We start from the raw sequence: 19,159 nt of genomic DNA on the forward strand, positions 1-19,159 counted from the left end.
GGTCAGACCTGGGCGCGGGTCTTGATCGCCTCGGTGATCCGCTCGATCGCGTCGTCGATCGGCACGCCGTTGTCCTGCGAGCCGTCACGGAAGCGGAACGACACGGCGCCCTTGGCCACGTCGTCGTCGCCCACGATCAGCATGAAGGGCACCTTCTGCTTGGTGTGGGTGCGGATCTTCTTGGGCATACGGTCGTCCGAGTCGTCGACCTCCACCCGCACGCCGGCCGTGCGCAGCTTCGCGGCGACGTCGTTCAGGTAGGGCACGTGGTCGTCGGTGACCGGGATGCCGACGGCCTGCACCGGGGCGAGCCACGGGGGGAACGCACCGGCGTAGTGCTCGACCAGGACACCGAAGAACCGCTCCAGCGAACCGAACTTGGCCGAGTGGATCATCACCGGCTGCTGCCGGGTGCCGTCGGCGGCGGCGAACTCCAGGCCGAAGCCCTTGGGCTGGTTGAAGTCGTACTGGATGGTCGACATCTGCCAGGTGCGGCCGATGGCGTCCTTGGCCTGCACGGAGATCTTCGGGCCGTAGAACGCGGCGCCGCCCGGGTCGGGCACCAGCTGCGCGCCGGACTCCTCGGCCACGGTGCGCAGCACCTGGGTGGCCTTCTCCCAGTCCTCGTCCGAGCCGACGAACTTGTCTTTCTTCGCCGGGTCGTCGGAGCGGGTGGACAGCTCGAGGTAGTAGTCGTCGAGCCCGAAGTCGCGCAGCAGCCCGGTGACGAACTTCAGCAGGTGGCGGATCTCGTCCGGGGCCTGCTCGGGGGTCACGTAGCTGTGTGAGTCGTCCTGGGTCAGGCCCCGCACGCGGGTGAGACCGTGCACCACACCGGACTTCTCGTAGCGGTAGACCGAGCCGAACTCGAACAGGCGCAGCGGCAGCTCACGGTAGGAACGCCCACGTGACCTGAAGATCAGGTTGTGCATCGGGCAGTTCATGGCCTTGAGGTAGTACTGGCTGTTCTCGAGGTCCATCGGCGGGAACATGGTGTCCGCGTAGTACGGCAGGTGCCCGGAGGTCTCGAAGAGCTGGCCCTTGGAGATGTGCGGCGTGCCGACGTAGGAGAAGCCCTCCTCGATGTGCCGGTTACGCACGTAGTCTTCCATCACCCGCTTGATCACGCCGCCCTTGGGGTGGAAAACCACCAGGCCGGAACCGATCTCGTCCGGGAAGCTGAACAGGTCGAGCTCGGTGCCGAGCTTGCGGTGATCGCGGCGCTCGGCCTCGGCGAGCCGGTCCAGGTAGGCCTTCAGCTCGTCCTTGGTGGCCCACGCGGTGCCGTAGATGCGCTGCAGCTGAGGGTTCTTCTCGCTGCCCCGCCAGTACGCGGCGGCGCTGCGCATCAGCTGGAAACCGTTGCCGATCATCTTGGTGGTCGGCACGTGCGGACCGCGGCAGAGGTCCTTCCAGGCAACCTCACCCTTGCGGTTGAGGTTGTCGTAGATGGTCAGCTCGCCGCCGCCGACCTCGGCGGAGGCACCCTCGGCGGCGTCCTCGACCGAACCGCCCTTGAGACCGATCAGCTCGAGCTTGTACGGCTCGTCGGCCAGCTCGGCGCGGGCCTCGTCGTCGGTGACGACGCGGCGCCGGAAGGTCTGGCCGTCCTTGATCAGGCGCTGCATCGCCTTGTCGAGGGCCTTCAGGTCGTCCGGGGTGAACGGGGTCTCGACGTCGAAGTCGTAGTAGAAGCCGTCTTTGATCGGCGGGCCGATGCCGAGCTTGGCGTCTTTGAAGGTGGCCTGCACGGCCTGCGCGAGCACGTGGGCGGTGGAGTGCCGCAGCACGGCCAGGCCCTCGGGGTCGGCGGCGGTGACGGGCTCGACCTCCTCGCCCCCGGTGAGCTCGTGGGTGAGGTCGCGCAGCTCGCCGTCGACACGCGCGACAATGACGGCGCGGTCGTCGGCGAACAGGTCCGCGGCCGTGGTCCCCGCGGCAACCTCCCGCGGGGAACCGGATACGGACACGGTGACCTGGGCTGACACAGTGACTCCTCATTAGTTCGGTGGGCACCCGTACGAGTGGCCGTCCCGATGCTATCGAGCGCCGGTGAGCCTTCGCGTCCGGGATTCGCCCGTGTCCCCCGTTACGAGCTCCGGACGAGCTCGGGACGGGCTCAGGCCGGGGCACGGATGCGCCGATAGCGAGCCTGTGGCGACGCAGGAGCTGGACGAGGCACAGGAAGCCTATTTCGGCGGTATCACCGAGGTGGACCGCCAGGAGCAGGCACGGATCGAGGCGGTGCGCGCGCTGGGGCTGCTGGAGCGGCCCGTCAGCCAGGGCATCGAGCAGGTGGTGGCCCTGGCCGCGCAGCTGTGCCAGGTACCCAACGCCACGATCAACATCGTGGACGAGGAGTGGCTGCACGCGATCGCCACCGTGGGTGGCGAGCCGGGCCGGTTTCCCCGCGAGGACATTCCCTGCGACCTGGTGGTGCGCAGCGGTCAGGAGCTCGTGGCCCCGGACACCGCGACCGTGCCGATCCTGGCCGACAGCCCGGTCATCGACGGCACGCTCGGCCGGATCGGGTTCTACGCCTCGGTGCCGATGCGCACCCTGACCGGGCACATCGTCGGCACGCTCTGTGCCTGGGACGAGCAGCCCCAGACATTCACGCAGGACCAGCTGAAGATGCTGCGCGTGCTGGCCGACCACGCGATCGGCATCTTCCAGATGGGCGACGCCCTGGAGCGGGCCCGGCACGCCACCGAGCAGCTGGCCCGGCAGTCGCGCAACGCCCGGGAGATCGTCGAGACCTCCTTCGACCCCTACTACTCCTGTGACCGCGAGGGCCGGATCACCTTCTGGAACACCGCGGCGGAGCGCACCTTCGGCTGGTCCCGGGCCGAGGTGCTGGGGACGAGCGCGCTCGACCTGCTGGTACCCGAACGCAACCGGCCGGCGGTGCAGGACGAGCTGAACGAGGTGCAGCAGGGAACTGTCATCCACCGGTGCGGCCCGCTGCTCTGCCAGGACGGCACCGAGAAGATCGTCGAGCTGCAGATGTGGGCCTCCCGGCACGAGCCCGGCCGGCACGTCTTCGCCCGGGACGTGACCGCCGCGCAGACCGCCGACCATGCCCGCCGGGCGGCCGAGGAGCTGCTCGGGGCGGCCTTCCGGCACGCCTCCGACGGGATCGTCGTGATCGCGGTCACCGGCGCCGACAACGGGCGCATCGTGCGCGCCAACCCCGCTGCGGGCACGCTGACCGGCCGTCCGGGCACGTCCGGGCCGTCGGGTCCGGGCCTGGTGGGTCTCCCGATCGAGGACGTCCTGGCCGGTCCGGCACGACCCCCGGGTTCGGTGCGGGCGGGCGAGGAGGGACCGCGTCCCGATCACCCGGACGACGTGGCCGACCGCCGCGCGCTGCTGGAGGATCTCGACCTTCTGGTCGCCGAGCCGGCGGGCACCTTTCCCGGTGACACGATCGAGCACCTGGCCCGGATGCCCGTCGGCACCGGCCACCTCTACATCCAGCTGGTCGTCACCCTGACCCGCGACGAGGAGGGCAGGCCCGCGCACGCCCTGGTGCAGATGCGCGACGTCACCGCGGCACAGGCGCACGAGCAGTGGCTCCGGCGTCAGACCCGGACCGACCCGCTGACCGGCCTGGCCAACCGCCTGGCCCTGCGGGAGCGGCTGAACTCCGAGATCGCCCGCCTGCGCGACCAGGAGGCCGGGCTCGGCGTGCTGATGGTCGACCTGGACAACTTCCACGTGGTCAACGACGAGCTGGGACTCACCGGCGGCGACGACCTGATCGCCCGGACGGCCACCGTGCTGGCCGCGGCCGTACCGCAGCAGGCGTTCACGGCCCGGCTGGGAGGCGACCAGTTCGTCGTCCTCACCCGGGCCGCCTCGGCCGGGGCCGTGCACGACCTGGCCGAGCAGGTGGCGCAGGCGCTGGGTACCGTCGGTACCGGTTTCACCCCGGCCCCGACCACGCCGGTGACCGCGAGCGTCGGCGTCACCTTCACCCAGAACCCGGCCTCCGACCCGGAAGAATTGCTGAAGGACGCGGACAGCGCGATGTACCAGGACAAGCGCCACCGGCGGTCCGGCTCGCCGGCCGGCCGTTCAGTGAGTGAGGTGAGTCCGGGGAGCGCGATGAGCCCGGCCGCTCTGCACGCCGTGCCGTCACCGCGCGGATCACAACCCCAGCCCGTGCCCGCCCCGACCCCGGCGCCCCGCCACACGCCGGTCCGGCCGGGTGACACAGCACACCCGGCCCGGAGCCGGAAGGGCTGACGCCCGGGCGCCGGGACCACGAAGGCCGGCCCCTCTCCTCTTTCGAACTAGGCCGAGCTGGGCTGAGCTGGGCTGAGCTGGGCCGAGCTGGGCCGAGCTGGGCTGAGCTGGGTCGAACTGCCGGAGCAGCTCGAAGCCTTCTTCGTGATCATGCAAACTGTCCCCGGGAAACCGGGGGCTGCATGATCACGAACCGGGCCTGATCATGAGTAGCGGCGTGAAGGGGGCCGCCCGCGAATGTTCGTGGCGGCCCTAGGCCGTCGGGGTGGCCGCGACCGGCTGTTCCCGGCGCCGCAGGAGGATCTCCAGCGGCAGGAACGCCAGCAGGCAGATCACCAGCGGCAGGAAGTGGATCTTCATGGCCAGGTAGGTGCTCAGGTGGAAGACCATGAACCCGAGCACCATCAGGTAACGGACCCGGCCCCGCGCCCAGAGGATCAGCGGCGAGAACACCTCGATCGTGAAGATCAGGAACTGGGACGCGGTGAGGATCCACGGCGGGTCGAGAAGGGCCCGGCCGAGCCCGGTGCCACGTCGGGTCATGGCCCAGGCGAACGTCGAACCGGTCACCCAGTTCCAGCCCCCGTAGCGCACTTTGGCGACGGCGGAGAGGAAGTAGATGGCCACGCAGCCGACCTGGATGCAGAGCAGGGCCCAGCCGGCCGCCTCGGACCGGATGCCGGCGGCCCGGCCACGCAGCAGGGTCGTGCCGACCGTGGGCAGGACCCAGACGGCCATGATCAGCGCGAAGTGGTCGTGGTCGATCTTGCTGTAGGACATGCCGATCGAGACCCAGTCGGTGAACCCGGCCGCGACCAGCACCCCGGCCAGGGCCGTGAGCCACCGGGGCAGGCGCAGAAGGACCCCGGCGATCACCACGGCGCACGCGGCGATCACCACGGCCCGCTCGGCGAGCACGTAGCCGGTCGACGGGACGGGCAGATCCAGCCAGGAGCGGATCCGGATCGGGCGGTAGAGCGCCGCCGAGTTCTGGGCGAGGTGCGGCGGGTCGTTGACGACGTAGAACAGGTCGTAGACCACGAACAGGTAGACGATCACCCGCAGCACGGCGACCCGGGCCAGGGGCACCGGGGTGAAGACCCAGCCGCGCAGCCGCTGCGCCCGTGAGGGCACCGGGCCGGCCGGCGGTCCGCCGGCGACGGGGAGGGTTGCCTGGGCGGTCACTGCGGTGCCTCCGTGCTGCTGGGAGTGCTGCTGGGAGTGCTGCTCGGCGAGCTGTCCGGGGTACTGCCGGTCCCGGCTCGGTAGGGAACCTTCGTCCCGCCGAACTCCGGCAGGTCGGCCGGGACCTGAGAGTTCTCCGGCCAGCCGACGACGGTCTCGGTGGTGCTGCCGGCGTCGCGCCCGTTGTGCAGTTTGGTCACCTTCTCGCACAGCCACAGCTGGGTGAGTTCCGGGGCGTCGGGGTGGATCCGCCGGTAGTTCGCCGCGAGGGCGGAGAGCATGTCCGGCTCCCGTACGAACCGGGGCTGCTGGCCCTCGATCTCGGCCCGGGCGATGCCCAGGTTGGCCGGGCTGAGGGTGACCCGCTGCAACATGCCGTCCTCGTCCACCGCCGCCAGGAAGGTGGAGCGGATCGCGTCGTTGGTGCCGGTGCGGAAGGCGAACTGGCTCATCGGCCCGAAGGGCCAGTACACGTCGTTGCCGAACACCGAGCCGTTGATCACCATCAGGGTTCCGGCGGCCAGGGCGGCAGCCCGCCAGACCAGACTCCGGCGGGAGAGCCGCCCGGCCTCCTCGACGGGATCGACGCGGCGGTCAGGGTGATCAGGGTGATCAGGAGGGGTGAGGACCGGGGGCCGATCGCCGGGCTGGGGTGGGGACACGCCGGAGATCCTAGGACACGACCGACGACGTAATCTGGGCGTCATGGCGCCCTCCGTTCTACCCTCGCCCCGCCCGGTCGTCGTGTTCGACGGTGACTGCGGCATCTGCACGAAGCTGGCCGGCGTGATCACCTCGTACCTGAGGCCCCCGGCCGCGGTGGAGCCGTGGCAGCGCCTCGACCTGGCTGCCTACGGGCTGGACGCGCAGATCTGCACCGAGGCCCTGCAGTACGTGGACGCCGACGGCCGGGTGTACGCCGCCGAGCTCGCCGTGGCCCAGCTGCTGAAGGCGTCCCGCCCCTGGTTCCGCCCGGCCGGGTACGTCATCGCGCTGCCCGGGGTGCGGCAGGTGGCGGGGGTCGTCTACCGCTGGGTCGCGCGCAACCGTCAGTCGCTGCCCGGTGGCACCCCGGCGTGCGCGATGCCACCCCAGAAGCAGCCGGACCAGTAACCCGGAGGCGATCCGTCGTGCGGGCGCACCATCGCCACCCGCAAATGGCAGTGTTGCTGCATCTGCCTTGACCCGTCCCGGTGATCGACCGCCTCATGGTGACTGAGGGATCACCGACGGTCAGGAGGGTGAAGTGCTCGAGGTTGAGGACGATGTACGTGCGCCCGGTGTTCAGCTTCTTGACGGCCGCACCATTCAGGTCGGCGTCTTCCGGGTCCAGCGCTGCGACTTCGCGTTCCGGCTGGACGTCAGCACCGATCTGGAACGGCTGATCGTCTCGGCCCCGGCCCGGTGGGCCGTGGGGGCGCTGGCGGAACATCCCGACGACGAACAGCACCGGGAGCGGGCCGTCGCCGCGCTACGGGCCTCGGGGGAGAGCATCGAGGGCGGGACCCGCCGCCTCGACCTGCTCACCGTCCGGATCGACGGTGGTGGTCTCCTCGGCAGCGTGCTGGTGCTGTTCGGGCGGGGGACGTCCGCGTTCGTGCTCACCCCGGACACCACGCTCGCCGATCTGCTCGCCGCCGACCGTGGGCGCCTGGCCGGGATCCTCGCGGACGGGCTGCGTCCCGCCGCGGTCCAGGACGATCCGGACGGTCCGGACGGTGCCTTCGGCTGGCAACTGCGGGTCCGGGCGATCATCGAGGAGTTCGAACCCTGGCTGGTCATGTCGTTCGGGGCCGGTGCGGTCCCGGCCGGCCACGCGATCGTGCGGGCGAAAAGTACCGGCCGCTCCGCTGACCTGGACACGGCGGTCGCCTCCCGTCGCGTACCCGCGCGTCACGTCGAGCCGCGCCCCGGCTTCGGGCGGACCGTTCGGCGCAAGGCCGGTGTGGCTGCCTTGCTACGGAGGGTCCGCACCACCTGAATAAGGGGATCGACCGGCGGAACGGGAGGACCCAATGATGGGTGCGGATGTTGTCGTCGCCAGGCTGCGGTGCTGGGGACCGGGGCGTGACGGACAGCTCGACGAGCTGCACGACGTGGTAGCCCGGAAACTCGCCGGCCAGCAGTACATGGCGGATTTCGATGCCGAGTGCGGCACGCCGCGGGGCCCGTCCGGATGGACGCGGGACCGGGTGCAGCACGCCGTGGCCACCGCCATCGCGCACGACTCGGTGTTCGCCGCCCGCGTGCGTCAGCTGCTCTGACGTCGCTCCCGAACCGTTCCGGCCCGGATCATTCTGGCCGGATCATTCTGGCCGGATCTGACGCGAGACGGGCCGGCCCGGTTCGATCAGGCGGGGGCAGCCCCCGCCTGATCGGCCGAACCCGGCCGCTTCGCCCTTGACCCCGGCTCTCCCCGGGCCGATGCTTCCTCAACGGGTATGGCCTTAATGAGGAGGCACGATGCAGGGTGCGGACGTTGTCGTCGACCGGTTGCGGTCCTGGGGTACCGGCAAGGACAAGCAGCTGACCGAGTTGCACGACCTGGTTGCCGGAAAGCTGTCCGGCACGCGCTACATGGCCGAGTTCGACGCCGAGTGCCAGAGGCCGGGCGGCCCCTCCGGCTGGGCGCGCGACCGGGTGCAGCACGCGGTGGCCAGCGCCATCGCCCACGACCCGGAATTCGCCACCCGCGTGCGGGGTCTGCTCTAACCAGCGGGACCGCCACCTTCCCCCTCAGGGGCTGGTGGACGTCCGCAATGAGGGTTTCGGCTCTGGGTCCCTCCACGCCCGCCACCGGGCCACCGCGCTGTCGCGGTACTGCTCCAGCGGCAGGAACGCCAGCAGCATGATCAGGTGCGGCCAGAACGCGATGGTGATCACCGCGTAGGTGGCGGCGTGGAAGGCGAACCAGCCCGCGATCATCCGTCGCCGCCAGTACTCGGAGACGACGAAGATCAGCGGGCTGAGCATCTCGAGCGAGAAGATCACCCACTGTGACGCGTGCAGGCTCCAGGGGATGTGCAGCAGCCAGTCGCCGAGGAACGTGCCGCGGCGGATCACCGCCCGGGTGATCGTCGCCGAGTTCACCCAGTCCCAGCCCCCGAAGCGGACTTTCGCCCAGGCGGACAGGAAATAGGTGGCGATGCAGGCCAACTGCACGGCCCGGAAGGCGAAGCCGGCGAGTTCACTGCGGCGCCGGTCGCCGGTCGCGGCCATCCCGATGAGCGGCAGCACGAGCAGCGCCACGATGAAGTCGCCGCGGTCGTGGTCGACCTTGCCGTAGGCGAAGGCCACGTACTGGTACCAGACCCAGCCCACGGCCACGAGGGCCCCGGTGAGGCGGGGCAGGCGCCCGGTGAGGGCCAGCAGGGCGGCCACCACCGTGCCCCACTTGAGGATCTCCACCTGGGGCACGTCGGCGGCGGGAATCCGGAACACGTCACCCAGGTACAGGGGCTGGTACCAGACCGGGTCGGCCCAGCCGTGCCGGTACCCGGACGTGTGCAGGAGCAGGATGTCGACGATCACGAACGCGTAGACGCACCGGCGGAACAGGGCCACCCGGGCCAGCGGCACGGGGGCGAAGAGCCAGGACCAGAGCCGGCTCACGGGGTGGCCTCCTCGAGGATGCGGGGGGTGTCGTCCTGCGCCGTACGGGCCGACTCCGGCCAGACGGCCAGGGTGCTCTCGCGGACCTCGCCGGTACGGACGCCGTTCTCGAGCAGGATGTCGCTGCGCACGACCCGGATCGCCTGCCACCGCGGGGCATCCGGGAGCAGTCGGGCGTGACTGTCCAGGAGGGTGCCGAGCATCGAGGGGTCGGACTGGATCAGCGGCATCCGGCCCTCGATCTCCGCGCGGTTGAGCCCGACGGTGTCGGGGTTCAGGGAAGCGGGCCGCCACTGGTCGTCACCCGCCTCCTTCACCTGGATCAGCGTGGAGCCGACCGGGCCCGAGGGGGCGGTGGAGGTGGCGTACATCCGCCAGGGGCCGAACGGCCACCACAGGTCCGAGCCGTGGAACGTACCGGCCAGGAAGAGGGCGGTGACCGCGACCAGTGTGCTCGCCAGGAGGGCCTTGAGAGGGCGGGACAGGCGGAGTGGGTCCCCGTCCTGCGCCACGGTGGAAGTGCTGTGCGACCCGTTCACCGGGTCAGGATAGTCACGCGGCACGGACGGCTGCCGGACAGCGGGGAGCACTAGACTCCCGCAGGTGACGGATGGGTACGAGGCGGCTGACGCGCTCAGCGGCGAGCCGGACGGTTTCGAGCGGCTCTGGACGCCGCACCGCATGGTCTACATCAGCGGTGAGGAGAAGCCGAAGACGTCGGCCCCGGGTGAGGACTGCCCGTTCTGCCGGGCACCGAAGGTGGCCGACGAGGAGAGCCTGATCGTGGCGCGGGGCGAGCACGCCTTCGCCGTGCTCAACCTCTTCCCGTACAACCCGGGTCACGTCCTGGTCTGTCCCTATCGTCACGTCGCCGACTACACCGACCTGACCGGGCCGGAGACGGTCGAGGTCGCCACGATGACCCAGCGCGCGATGACCGTGATCCGCGCGGTCTCGGCCCCGCACGGGTTCAACCTCGGGCTCAACCAGGGAGCCGTCGCCGGGGCCGGTATCGCCGCCCACCTGCACCAGCACGTGGTGCCGCGGTGGGGCGGCGACGCGAACTTCCTGCCGGTCGTGGCCCGCACCAAGGCGCTGCCCGAACTGCTCGCCGACACCCGCACGAAGCTCGCGGACGCCTGGAACGCGTGATTCCCGGTGTCGCGGCGGTTACACACCGCTGAAGGTTGGGGCCGGGTGATCTGTCCGCGTCTGAGCATCGCCCCGGCGTCGGTAGAGTGACCCCACCATGCTCAACCGATTCGCGCGCGCCCTCTTCACGCGCATCTTCACGCCGGTCGCCAGGTTGCTTCTGAGCTGGGGGGTCAGCCCAGACGTCGTCACCCTGGTCGGCACCTTCGGCGTGTGCGCCGGGTCTCTCATCCTCTTCCCGATCGGCCAGCTGTTCTGGGGTGTGATGGCCGTCACGGCCTTCGTGTTCTCCGACCTGCTCGACGGCACCATGGCCCGCCTGTCCGGCCGCTCGTCGGTCTGGGGCGCCTACCTCGACTCCACGCTCGACCGCCTCGGTGACGGTGCGGTCTTCGGCGGCCTGGTGCTCTACTACGCCGGCGGCGGTGACGACGACGTGATGACCGCGCTCGCCCTCACCTGCCTGGTGCTCGGCTACTTGGTCTCCTACTCCCGCGCCCGGGCCGAGGGCCTGGGGATGCAGGCGAACGTGGGGATCGCCGAGCGGTCCGAGCGGCTCGTGGCCACCCTCATCGCCACCGGTTTCGTCGGCATCGGCGCACCCGACGCCGTGCTCGGGGTGGTGCTGGCCCTGCTCGCGGTCGCCAGCGTGATCACCGTGATGCAGCGCATCCTGATGGTGCGCAAGCAGGCCCTGGCCCTGATCGCGGCCGACCGGGCCGCCGCGGTGGCCACCGGCGATGTGTGATCTTCTCCGTGGGTGACCGGGTAGCCACCGCCGCCTACCTGACCGCCTGGAAGGTTGTGCGGCTGCTGCCCGAGCGGGTGGCCTACGCCCTGTTCACGCTGGGCGCCGACTGGGTCTGGTGGCGCCACGGCACCGGCGTGCAGCGTCTGGAGAAGAACCTGGCCCGCGCCGTGCCCGGCGCCGGCCCCGCACAACTGCGCGAGCTGTCCCGCCGCGGTATGCGCTCCTACCTGCGCTACTGGTGCGACGCGTTCCTGCTGCCGGGCTGGGACGCCGACCGGCTGGCCCGCACCTGCCGGGTCGACGACCCCGACCGGCTGAAGCGGGTCTTCAGCTCCGGCGGCGTCGTCGCGGCCCTGGCCCACCAGGGCAACTGGGACCACGCCGGGGCCTGGGCCTGTGTGCACCTGGCCAAGGTCACCACCGTCGCCGAGCGGCTCAAGCCCGAGGCGGTCTACCAGGAGTTCCTCGACTACCGCCGCAGCCTCGGCATGGAGATCTACCCCCTCGGTGATCCCGGCCTGGTCGGCAAGCTCGTCCGGCAGGTCCGCGGCGGCGCGTTCGTGCCGCTGCTGGCCGACCGCGACCTGTCCGGCAACGGTGTGCCCGTCACCTTCCTCGGCGAGCCCTCCCGGATGGCCCCCGGGCCGGCCGCGATCGCGCTCGCCTCCAAGGCGCCGCTGCTGCCGGTGAACACCTACTACGAGCGGCTTCCCGGCGGTGGCTGGGGCCTGGTGCTGCAGATCCACGAGCCGGTGCCGGTGCCCACCACGGGCACGAACGCCGAGAAGATCGCGGTGATGACGCAGGGCTGTGCCGACGCGCTCTCGGCCGGCCTGCGCGAGCACCCGCAGGACTGGCACATGCTGCAGGTCGTGTTCGACGCCGATCGATCAGATCGATCAGATCGATCTCCCCGATGAGCGACGTCCGGACCCTGCGCATCGGCATGGTGTCGCCGTACTCGTTCCACGTGCCGGGCGGCGTGCAGTTCCACATCCGCGACGTCGCCGAGCATCTCCTGGGCCAGGGCCACCACGTCAGCGTGCTCGCCCCCTCCGACGACGAGACCGAGCTGCCCCCGTACATCGAGTCGGCCGGGCGCGCGGTGCCGCTGCCCTACAACGGCTCGGTGGCCCGCATCAGCTTCGGTCCGGTCGCCTCCTCCCGGGTCAAGCGCTGGCTGGCCGAGAACGACTTCGACGTGCTGCACGTGCACGAGCCCTCCAGCCCGTCACTGTCCATGCTCGCGATGTGGGCCGCGACCGGCCCGATCGTCGCGACCTTCCACACCTCCAACCCGCGCTCGCGCGCGATGTCGGCGGCCTACCCGCTGCTGCGGCCGGGCTTCGAGAAGCTGTCGGCCCGGATCGCGGTGTCCGAAGACGCGCGGCGCACGGTGGTCGACCATCTGGGCGGTGACGCGGTGGTCATCCCGAACGGGGTGTTCGTCGACCGGTTCGCCGCCGCGTCCCCCCGCCCGCAGTGGCAGGGCACACCCGGGCGCCCGACGCTGGCCTTCCTCGGGCGGCTGGACGAGCCCCGCAAGGGCCTGCAGGTGCTCACGGCCGCGCTGCCGGAGGTGCTGCGGGCCCATCCGGGGGTGCGTCTGCTGGTGCTGGGACGCGGCGACGCGGAAGAGGCCCTGGCCGTTCTGCGTGACCAGCCGGCGGCCCGGGACGCGATCGAGCTGCTGGGCCCGCTCGACGACGACGCCAAGGCCTCGCTGCTGCGTTCGGTGGACGCCTACGTCGGCCCGCACACCGGCGGCGAGAGCTTCGGCATCGTGCTGGTCGAGGCGATGAGCGCGGGCGCCCCGGTGATCGCCAGCGATCTGGGGGCCTTCCGGCGGGTGCTGGACGACGGCGAGCTCGGCCTGCTCACGCGGACCGGCGACGCTCCGGCCCTGGCCGCCGCGATCGGTGCGGTGCTCGCCGATCCGGACGCGGCCCGGGCGAGGGCACAGCGGGCTTCCACCGCCGTGCGCCGCTACGACTGGTCGCGCGTGGCCGCGCAGATCCTCGACGTGTACGACACGGTGACCCTGGGGGCCGACAAGGTGGGCGAGGACCCGCGCCTGGGCCTGTTCGCGCGCTGGCGCCCGAAGGCGAGCTGATGGATCACGCCCTGCAGTGGCTGGACGGTGCCTGGGGTGTCGTCCTGCTCACCGTTGTGCTGCTGCTCGCCCTCGGCTGGTACCTCTCGTACCTGGCGGCCCGGCTGGACCGTCTGCACCACCGGGTCGAGACCTCCCGCGCCGCCCTGGAGACCCGGCTGGCCCGCCGGGCGGCCGTGGCGCTGGAGGTCAGCCGGAACCTGGCCCCGCCGGCCGGTGAACAACTGCGCCTGGCCGCCTCCCGGATGGTGCGGGCCCCCGACGCACCGGTCAGCGAGGCGGGCGAGAACCTGCTGGCGCGGGCGCTGCACCAGGCCTTCGCCGATCGGAAACAGGTGACCCGGCTGCGGGCCGACCCGGCGACGGGCGAGCTGCTCGACGAGCTCGTGCTGGCGGGGGAGCGGGTTCAGCTGGCCCGCCGGTTCCACAACGACGCGGTGGCCCACGCCCAGCGGATGCGGCGCAAGAAGGTCGTGCGCTGGGCCAAACTGGCCGGTACCGCACAGATGCCCCAGATGGTCGAGATCGACGACAGCCAGCCGGAGAGCCTCGCCTGGCAGCCGCCTCCCCAGGGGGGATTAGCATGAGGCTGAATCCGGACTGCGTTCTGTAACGGTCCCGGTCCCAGCCGCTGAGGTCAGTGAGAGGTCCACGTGTCCAGCTCCGCGCCCGACAGTTCCACCATCCCTTCCGTCACCGGTACCGGCCTCGTGAAGCGAGGTATGGCCGAGATGCTCAAGGGTGGGGTGATCATGGATGTGGTCACGCCCGACCAGGCCCGCATCGCCGAGGACGCCGGCGCCGTGGCCGTGATGGCGCTCGAGCGGGTGCCCGCCGACATCCGGGCCCAGGGCGGCGTGGTCCGGATGAGTGACCCGGACATGATCGACGGCATCCAGGCCGCCGTCTCGATCCCGGTGATGGCCAAGGCCCGTATCGGTCACTTCGTCGAGGCCCGGGTGCTGCAGTCGCTCGGTGTCGACTACATCGACGAGTCCGAGGTGCTCACCCCGGCCGACTACGCCAACCACATCGACAAGTGGAAGTTCACGGTGCCCTTCGTCTGTGGCGCCACGAACCTGGGCGAGGCGCTGCGCCGGATCTCCGAGGGAGCGGCGATGATCCGCTCCAAGGGTGAGGCCGGCACCGGCGACGTCTCGAACGCCACCACCCACATGCGCCAGATCCGCGGCGAGATCCGCAAGCTGACGAGCATGTCGGAGGATGAGCTGTACGTGGCCGCCAAGGAGCTCCAGGCGCCCCTGCCCCTGGTGCAGGAGATCGCGGCGAGTGGCAAGCTCCCGGTGGTCCTGTTCACCGCGGGCGGCATCGCCACTCCCTCCGACGCCGCGATGATGATGCAGCTCGGCGCGGACGGCGTGTTCGTCGGCTCCGGCATCTTCAAGTCCGGCAACCCGGTGGCGCGGGCCGAGGCCATCGTCAAGGCCACCACCTTCCACGACGACCCGGACGTGATCGCCAAGGTGTCGCGCGGCCTGGGCGAGGCCATGGTCGGCATCACCGTCGACGAGATCCCGCAGCCGCACCGTCTCGCCGAGCGCGGCTGGTGAGCACGCCCGTCATCGGGGTTCTCGCTGTCCAGGGCGATTTTCGTGAGCACCTCGCCGTGCTCGCCGGCGCGGGGGTGGCGACCCGCGCCGTGCGCCGGCCCGCCGAGCTGGAGGGCCTGTCCGGCATCGTGATCCCCGGCGGGGAGTCGACCACGATCGACAAGCTCACCCGGATCTTCGAGCTGCGCGAACCACTGCAGAGGCTTTTGGACGCGGGTCTGCCCGCCTACGGTTCGTGCGCCGGGATGATCCTGCTGGCCGACCGGGTGGTCGACACCGCCCCCGGTCAGCAGACTCTCGGTGGCCTCGACATGACGGTGCGGCGCAACGCCTTCGGGCGCCAGGTCGACTCGTTCGAGGCCGACCTGGACGTCGCCGGGATCGAGGGCGGCCCGGTGCATGCCGTCTTCATCCGGGCGCCCTGGGTGGAGGAGGTCGGGCCCGGGGTGGAGGTGCTCGCCCGCTCGCCCGAGGGGCACGCGGTCGCGGTCCGGCAGGGCAACCTGCTCGCCACCTCGTTCCACCCGGAGATCACCGGTGACCACCGCGTCCACCATCTGTTCGCGCAGATGGTGACCGAGTATGCGGAGAAGGCCCGCGCGAACAGCTGAGACCTCCCGCCGATGTCGCCGGGAGGCCCATCTTCCGGCGACTTCTCGCCGGCCGGGAACAGGGGCGCCCTGCGCGTGGTTGGTTAGCCAGGGTAACGATGTTCCCTGTTGTGCTGATCGGATCGAGGGTCCCGTCCATGCCCGACCTGAGTACCCGCCGCCGCTTCCTGGTGCTGGCGATCTGCTGCCTGAGCCTGCTGATCGTCGGACTCGAGACCACGGTGCTGAACGTGGCCCTGCCCTCGCTGCAGCAAGACCTCGGCGCCTCGGTGTCCGGGCTGCAGTGGGCCCTGGACTCCTACACGCTGGTGCTGAGCAGTCTGCTGATGCTCTCCGGCTCCACCGGTGACCGGATCGGCCGGCGCCGCACCTTCCAGACCGGCCTGGCGATCTTCGTGCTCGCCTCACTGCTGTGCAGCCTGGCCCCGAACCTGGGCTGGCTCATCGCCTTCCGCATGCTGCAGGGCGTCGGCGCCTCGATGCTCAACCCGGTGGCGCTGTCGATCGTCACCAACACCTTCCCCGACCGCCAGGAACGGGCCCGGGCCATCGGGGTCTGGAGTGCGGTGGTGGGGGTCAGCATCGCGCTCGGCCCGATCCTCGGCGGTTTCCTCGTCGAAACCGTGGGCTGGCGCTGGATCTTCATCATCAACATTCCGATCGGCCTGCTCGCGATCGGGCTGACCGCGCTGTTCGTGCCCGAGTCGAAGGCGGCCCGGGCCCGGCGGATCGACCCGGTCGGTCAGCTGCTCGTGGTGCTCACCCTGGCCACCCTGGTCTACGCGATCATCGAGGTGCCGCACCGGGGCTGGAGCTCGCCCCTGGTGGTGGGACTGCTGGTGGTCGCGGCGGTGTCCGCGGTGAGCCTGGTGCTCTACGAGAAGCGGCGTGCCGAGCCCCTTCTCGACGTACGGTTCTTCCGCAGTGCGCAGTTCTCGGGCGCCACCCTGATCGCCGTCTGTGCGTTCGCGGCGTTCTCCGGCTGCCTCTTCGTCAACACCCTCTACCTGCAGAACGATCTGGACCTGACCCCGTTCCGGGCCGGGCTGTACCTGCTGCCGATGGCCGTCGTGGTGATGGTGCTGGCGCCGATCTCCGGGCGGATGGTGGCCAGTTACGGCACCCGCCCGTCCCTGGTGCTCGGTGGCCTGGGCATGACGGCCGGCACGCTCACGCTGACCTTCGTCGACCCCTCGCAGTCGCTGGCCGTGCTCTTCCTGGCCTACGGCCTCTTCGGGGTCGGCTTCGGCATGCTGAACGCGCCGATCACCGCCACCGCGGTCTCCGGCATGCCGCCCTCGCAGGCCGGGCTGGCCGCGGCGGTCACCTCGACGAGCCGGCAGGTCGGCACGGCGATCGGTGTCGCGGTGGTCGGGTCGGTCTACACCGCCCGACTCGGGTCGGTTCCGGACGCGGTCTCACGGGTGGACGCGGCCCACGCCGGTTTCTGGGTGGTCGCCGGCTGTGCGGCGCTCGCCCTGGTGGTCGGCTGGGGGTCGTCCGGGGCCTGGGCCCGGCGCAGCGCCGAGCGGGCTGCGGCCCGCCTGACGACGGACCTTTCGCCTCCGGTTCCGCCGGTCACCGACCGCCCGGACGGCGCTACGGCCCCCGCGGTGCGTTGAGGGTGGCCCGCCCATGAGTAGGATTGCTGGCTGAGCTTTGGTTTCTGAATGTATGCGTAACGGGAGGCGACCCGATGTCCGGCCATTCCAAGTGGGCCACCACCAAGCACAAAAAAGCCGTCATCGACGCCAAGCGTGGCAAGATGTTCGCCAAGTTGATCAAGAACATCGAGGTCGCGGCCCGCACGGGCGGCGGTGACCCGGCCGGCAACCCGACGCTCTACGACGCCATCCAGAAGGCGAAGAAGTCGTCGGTGCCGAACAACAACATCGACAACGCCGTCAAGCGCGGGTCCGGGGCCGAGGGCGGCGGGGCCGACTACCAGACGATCATGTACGAGGGGTACGGCCCCAACGGCGTGGCCCTGCTGATCGAGTGCCTGTCGGACAACCGCAACCGGGCCGCCATGGAGGTCCGCACCGCGATGACCAGGAACAACGGCGCGATGGCCGACCCGGGCAGCGTGGCGTACCTGTTCAACCGCAAGGGCGTCGTCGTGGTGCCGAAGTCCGCCGGCCTGACCGAGGATGACGTGCTCGGTGCGGTGCTCGAGGCCGGGGCCGAAGAGGTCAACGACCAGGGCGAGATCTTCGAGGTGGTCAGTGAGGCCACCGACCTGGTCGCCGTGCGCACGGCCCTGGTGGATGCCTCGATCGACTACGACTCGGCCGAGGCCCAGTTCGTGCCGACGATGAACGTCCCCCTCGACGAGGACGGCGCGCGCAAGGTGTTCAAGCTGATCGACGCCCTCGAGGACAGCGACGACGTGCAGAACGTCTACGCCAACTTCGACGTGTCCGACGAAGTGATGGAACTCGTCAACGCCGAGTGACATCAGTCGTCTCTGGGGCTTGGGGGTCGGGTGTGACATGTGTTCCGAGTGTCGCTCCCGGCCCTCGTCCGGTTTGGCTGTGATCGTGGCGTCATGCGTGTTCTCGGAGTCGACCCCGGCCTGACCCGGTGCGGGCTGGGTGTGGTCGACGGCCTGCCCGGGCGCCGCGTGCAGATGGTGGCCGTCGACGTGATCCGGACACCCGCGGGCAGTGATCTGGGGGCCCGGCTGCTGGGTATCAGCGACGCCGTCGAGGGCTGGATGGACCAGGTCCGCCCCGACGTGGTCGCGGTGGAGCGGGTCTTCAGCCAGAACAACGTGTCCACGGTGATGGGCACCGCGCAGGCCGCGGGGGTCACGGCGCTCGCCGCGGCCCGCCGGGGCATCCCCGTGGTCATGCACACACCGAGTGAGGTGAAGGCCGCCGTCACCGGATCCGGCCGGGCCGACAAGGCCCAGGTCACGGCCATGGTGCAGCGCATCCTCCAGCTCGCCGAGGCGCCCCGGCCGGCCGACGCCGCCGACGCCCTGGCCCTGGCCATCTGTCACCTGTGGCGCGACGGCACCGCGGCGGTGATGCCGGTGCGGGGGCCGAACGCCTCGAAGGGCGGGGCGACCGCGGCCCAGCAGGCCTGGGTGGCGGCGATCGAGGCGTCCAAGAAGTCCCGGCGCTGACCCGGCCTCGGGGCGTGCGCGGTCACCGCCTCGAACGTCCCCACCGGCCGGACAGCGGTGGGGAGCGGTGCGTCCTGTCCGGTTCTGTCGGTGGCTCCGGCTAGATTTCTCCCTCGTACAGGTGTTCGGAGCTGAGGAGTCACAGTGATTGCGTCGGTGCGTGGGCGGGTGGCGGCCGTCCGGCTGGACTCGGTGGTGATCGAGGTCGGTGGGGTCGGGCTGCTGCTGCAGGCCACCCCGGGCACGCTGGCCGAGTTGCGGCCCGGGCAGGAGACCGAACTGGCCACCAGCCTGGTGGTGCGGGAAGACTCGCTGACCCTCTTCGGTTTCGGCACGACCGACGAGCGCGACGTGTTCGAGACGGTGCAGACGGTCTCGGGTATCGGCACCCGGCTGGCCCTGGCCATGCTGGCCGTGCACACGCCCGAGGGCCTGCGCCTCGCCGTCGCCCAGCAAGACCTCACTGCTCTCACCAAGGTGCCGGGCATCGGCCGCAAGGGCGCCCAGCGCATCGTGCTGGAGCTGACCGACCGGCTGGGTGCGCCCAGCGGGGGAGCGACCGTGGCCGCCGCGAAACCCGCCGATACGGGCGGCTGGCGCGACCAGGTGCTCGACGCGCTGACGGGTCTGGGCTGGCCGGCCAAGGCGGCGTCCGACGCCGTGGACAAGGTGGTCGGCGCGCCCGACTCACCCGTGGCGCTCGACGAGAACGGCGCCCCGCCCGACATGGCCCAGGTGCTGCGGGCCGCCCTGCGCCAGCTCGGGCGCACGGGCTGAGGCCCG

At 70.9% G+C, this 19,159-nt stretch carries 21 protein-coding genes; 16 read left to right on the forward strand and 5 right to left on the reverse strand.

Annotation, left to right across the window (positions count from 1 at the left end; genetic code table 11):
• Window positions 1-2: 2 nt before the first annotated feature.
• Window positions 3-1,988, reverse strand: a complete 1,986-nt coding sequence (thrS, locus tag QSK05_RS19150; protein WP_285598614.1) for a threonine--tRNA ligase — start codon at window positions 1,986-1,988, stop codon at window positions 3-5.
• A gap of 166 nt (window positions 1,989-2,154) precedes the next feature.
• Between thrS and QSK05_RS19155 the strand changes: the two genes are divergently transcribed.
• Window positions 2,155-4,251, forward strand: coding sequence for a diguanylate cyclase (locus tag QSK05_RS19155; protein WP_285598615.1), 2,097 nt, complete (start codon window positions 2,155-2,157; stop codon window positions 4,249-4,251).
• Window positions 4,252-4,503: 252 nt separating this feature from the next.
• Here QSK05_RS19155 and QSK05_RS19160 read toward each other — a convergent pair whose 3' ends face one another.
• Both QSK05_RS19160 and QSK05_RS19165 read right to left on the reverse strand, forming a co-directional pair.
• Window positions 4,504-5,436 (reverse strand): HTTM domain-containing protein, encoded by a 933-nt coding sequence (locus QSK05_RS19160; RefSeq protein WP_285598616.1) that lies wholly within the window; start codon window positions 5,434-5,436, stop codon window positions 4,504-4,506.
• Window positions 5,433-6,098: a hypothetical protein gene (locus tag QSK05_RS19165; protein ID WP_285598617.1), complete on the reverse strand. Its 666-nt coding sequence runs from the start codon at window positions 6,096-6,098 to the stop codon at window positions 5,433-5,435. The genes QSK05_RS19160 and QSK05_RS19165 overlap by 4 nt, the downstream gene beginning before the upstream one ends.
• Before the next feature lie 43 nt (window positions 6,099-6,141).
• Between QSK05_RS19165 and QSK05_RS19170 the strand changes: the two genes are divergently transcribed.
• The 4 genes from QSK05_RS19170 to QSK05_RS19185 all read left to right on the forward strand — a co-directional run bounded on the left by QSK05_RS19170 (window position 6,142) and on the right by QSK05_RS19185 (window position 8,148).
• Window positions 6,142-6,549, forward strand: a complete 408-nt coding sequence (locus tag QSK05_RS19170; protein ID WP_285598618.1) for a thiol-disulfide oxidoreductase DCC family protein — start codon at window positions 6,142-6,144, stop codon at window positions 6,547-6,549.
• 133 nt (window positions 6,550-6,682) lie between these two features.
• The gene (locus tag QSK05_RS19175) at window positions 6,683-7,417 is read left to right on the forward strand and encodes a hypothetical protein (RefSeq protein WP_285598619.1); all 735 of its coding nucleotides are present in this window, start codon (window positions 6,683-6,685) and stop codon (window positions 7,415-7,417) included.
• Between the two features lie 37 nt (window positions 7,418-7,454).
• Window positions 7,455-7,700 carry a hypothetical protein gene (locus QSK05_RS19180; protein ID WP_285598620.1) on the forward strand — a complete coding sequence of 82 codons (246 nt, stop codon included), beginning with the start codon at window positions 7,455-7,457 and terminating at the stop codon, window positions 7,698-7,700.
• 199 nt (window positions 7,701-7,899) lie between these two features.
• Window positions 7,900-8,148, forward strand: coding sequence for a hypothetical protein (locus QSK05_RS19185; RefSeq protein WP_285598621.1), 249 nt, complete (start codon window positions 7,900-7,902; stop codon window positions 8,146-8,148).
• A 24-nt stretch (window positions 8,149-8,172) separates the two neighbouring features.
• Here QSK05_RS19185 and QSK05_RS19190 read toward each other — a convergent pair whose 3' ends face one another.
• Window positions 8,173-9,048 (reverse strand): HTTM domain-containing protein, encoded by an 876-nt coding sequence (locus tag QSK05_RS19190; RefSeq protein ID WP_285598622.1) that lies wholly within the window; start codon window positions 9,046-9,048, stop codon window positions 8,173-8,175.
• Window positions 9,045-9,587: a hypothetical protein gene (locus QSK05_RS19195; RefSeq protein ID WP_285598623.1), complete on the reverse strand. Its 543-nt coding sequence runs from the start codon at window positions 9,585-9,587 to the stop codon at window positions 9,045-9,047. The genes QSK05_RS19190 and QSK05_RS19195 overlap by 4 nt, the downstream gene beginning before the upstream one ends.
• Window positions 9,588-9,651: 64 nt before the next feature.
• On the opposite strand from QSK05_RS19195, the gene QSK05_RS19200 reads away from it, so the two are divergent.
• The 11 genes from QSK05_RS19200 to ruvA all read left to right on the forward strand — a co-directional run bounded on the left by QSK05_RS19200 (window position 9,652) and on the right by ruvA (window position 19,153).
• Window positions 9,652-10,200 carry an HIT family protein gene (locus QSK05_RS19200; RefSeq protein ID WP_285598624.1) on the forward strand — a complete coding sequence of 183 codons (549 nt, stop codon included), beginning with the start codon at window positions 9,652-9,654 and terminating at the stop codon, window positions 10,198-10,200.
• Between the two features lie 97 nt (window positions 10,201-10,297).
• Window positions 10,298-10,948: a phosphatidylinositol phosphate synthase gene (pgsA, locus tag QSK05_RS19205; RefSeq protein ID WP_285598625.1), complete on the forward strand. Its 651-nt coding sequence runs from the start codon at window positions 10,298-10,300 to the stop codon at window positions 10,946-10,948.
• Window positions 10,949-10,956: 8 nt separating this feature from the next.
• Window positions 10,957-11,871: a phosphatidylinositol mannoside acyltransferase gene (locus tag QSK05_RS19210; RefSeq protein ID WP_285598626.1), complete on the forward strand. Its 915-nt coding sequence runs from the start codon at window positions 10,957-10,959 to the stop codon at window positions 11,869-11,871.
• A gap of 14 nt (window positions 11,872-11,885) precedes the next feature.
• Window positions 11,886-13,064: a glycosyltransferase family 4 protein gene (locus QSK05_RS19215; protein WP_352301914.1), complete on the forward strand. Its 1,179-nt coding sequence runs from the start codon at window positions 11,886-11,888 to the stop codon at window positions 13,062-13,064.
• The gene (locus QSK05_RS19220) at window positions 13,064-13,651 is read left to right on the forward strand and encodes a hypothetical protein (RefSeq protein WP_285598628.1); all 588 of its coding nucleotides are present in this window, start codon (window positions 13,064-13,066) and stop codon (window positions 13,649-13,651) included. The genes QSK05_RS19215 and QSK05_RS19220 overlap by 1 nt, the downstream gene beginning before the upstream one ends.
• A 66-nt stretch (window positions 13,652-13,717) precedes the next feature.
• Entirely contained in the window at window positions 13,718-14,635 is a 918-nt protein-coding gene (gene pdxS, locus QSK05_RS19225; protein WP_352301816.1) for a pyridoxal 5'-phosphate synthase lyase subunit PdxS, read from the forward strand.
• Window positions 14,632-15,246 carry a pyridoxal 5'-phosphate synthase glutaminase subunit PdxT gene (gene pdxT, locus QSK05_RS19230; RefSeq protein WP_285598629.1) on the forward strand — a complete coding sequence of 205 codons (615 nt, stop codon included), beginning with the start codon at window positions 14,632-14,634 and terminating at the stop codon, window positions 15,244-15,246. Before pdxS ends, pdxT begins: the two co-directional genes overlap by 4 nt.
• Before the next feature lie 137 nt (window positions 15,247-15,383).
• The gene (locus tag QSK05_RS19235) at window positions 15,384-16,868 is read left to right on the forward strand and encodes an MFS transporter (protein ID WP_285598630.1); all 1,485 of its coding nucleotides are present in this window, start codon (window positions 15,384-15,386) and stop codon (window positions 16,866-16,868) included.
• Between the two features lie 74 nt (window positions 16,869-16,942).
• Window positions 16,943-17,701, forward strand: a complete 759-nt coding sequence (locus tag QSK05_RS19240) for a YebC/PmpR family DNA-binding transcriptional regulator (protein WP_285598631.1) — start codon at window positions 16,943-16,945, stop codon at window positions 17,699-17,701.
• A gap of 93 nt (window positions 17,702-17,794) precedes the next feature.
• A complete protein-coding gene (gene ruvC / locus QSK05_RS19245; protein ID WP_285598632.1) occupies window positions 17,795-18,376 on the forward strand; it encodes a crossover junction endodeoxyribonuclease RuvC in 582 nt (193 codons plus the stop codon).
• A gap of 144 nt (window positions 18,377-18,520) precedes the next feature.
• Complete coding sequence (gene ruvA / locus QSK05_RS19250) at window positions 18,521-19,153, forward strand: Holliday junction branch migration protein RuvA (protein ID WP_285598633.1); 633 nt, start codon at window positions 18,521-18,523, stop codon at window positions 19,151-19,153.
• The last annotated feature ends 6 nt before the right edge of the window (window positions 19,154-19,159 follow it).

Origin of the sequence: Kineosporia sp. NBRC 101731 (assembly GCF_030269305.1) — a bacterium.
Lineage (GTDB): Bacteria > Actinomycetota > Actinomycetes > Actinomycetales > Kineosporiaceae > Kineosporia.

What these genes read in the sequence shown, in the direction of transcription:
- QSK05_RS19170 (WP_285598618.1), top strand. Translation starts at nt 6,142, where the DNA reads ATGGCGCCCTCCGTTCTACCCTCGCCCCGCCCGGTCGTCGTGTTCGAC.
- QSK05_RS19180 (WP_285598620.1), top strand. Translation starts at nt 7,455, where the DNA reads ATGGGTGCGGATGTTGTCGTCGCCAGGCTGCGGTGCTGGGGACCGGGG.
- QSK05_RS19185 (WP_285598621.1), top strand. Translation starts at nt 7,900, where the DNA reads ATGCAGGGTGCGGACGTTGTCGTCGACCGGTTGCGGTCCTGGGGTACC.
- pgsA (WP_285598625.1), top strand. Translation starts at nt 10,298, where the DNA reads ATGCTCAACCGATTCGCGCGCGCCCTCTTCACGCGCATCTTCACGCCG.
- QSK05_RS19220 (WP_285598628.1), top strand. Translation starts at nt 13,064, where the DNA reads ATGGATCACGCCCTGCAGTGGCTGGACGGTGCCTGGGGTGTCGTCCTG.
- QSK05_RS19235 (WP_285598630.1), top strand. Translation starts at nt 15,384, where the DNA reads ATGCCCGACCTGAGTACCCGCCGCCGCTTCCTGGTGCTGGCGATCTGC.
- QSK05_RS19240 (WP_285598631.1), top strand. Translation starts at nt 16,943, where the DNA reads ATGTCCGGCCATTCCAAGTGGGCCACCACCAAGCACAAAAAAGCCGTC.
- ruvC (WP_285598632.1), top strand. Translation starts at nt 17,795, where the DNA reads ATGCGTGTTCTCGGAGTCGACCCCGGCCTGACCCGGTGCGGGCTGGGT.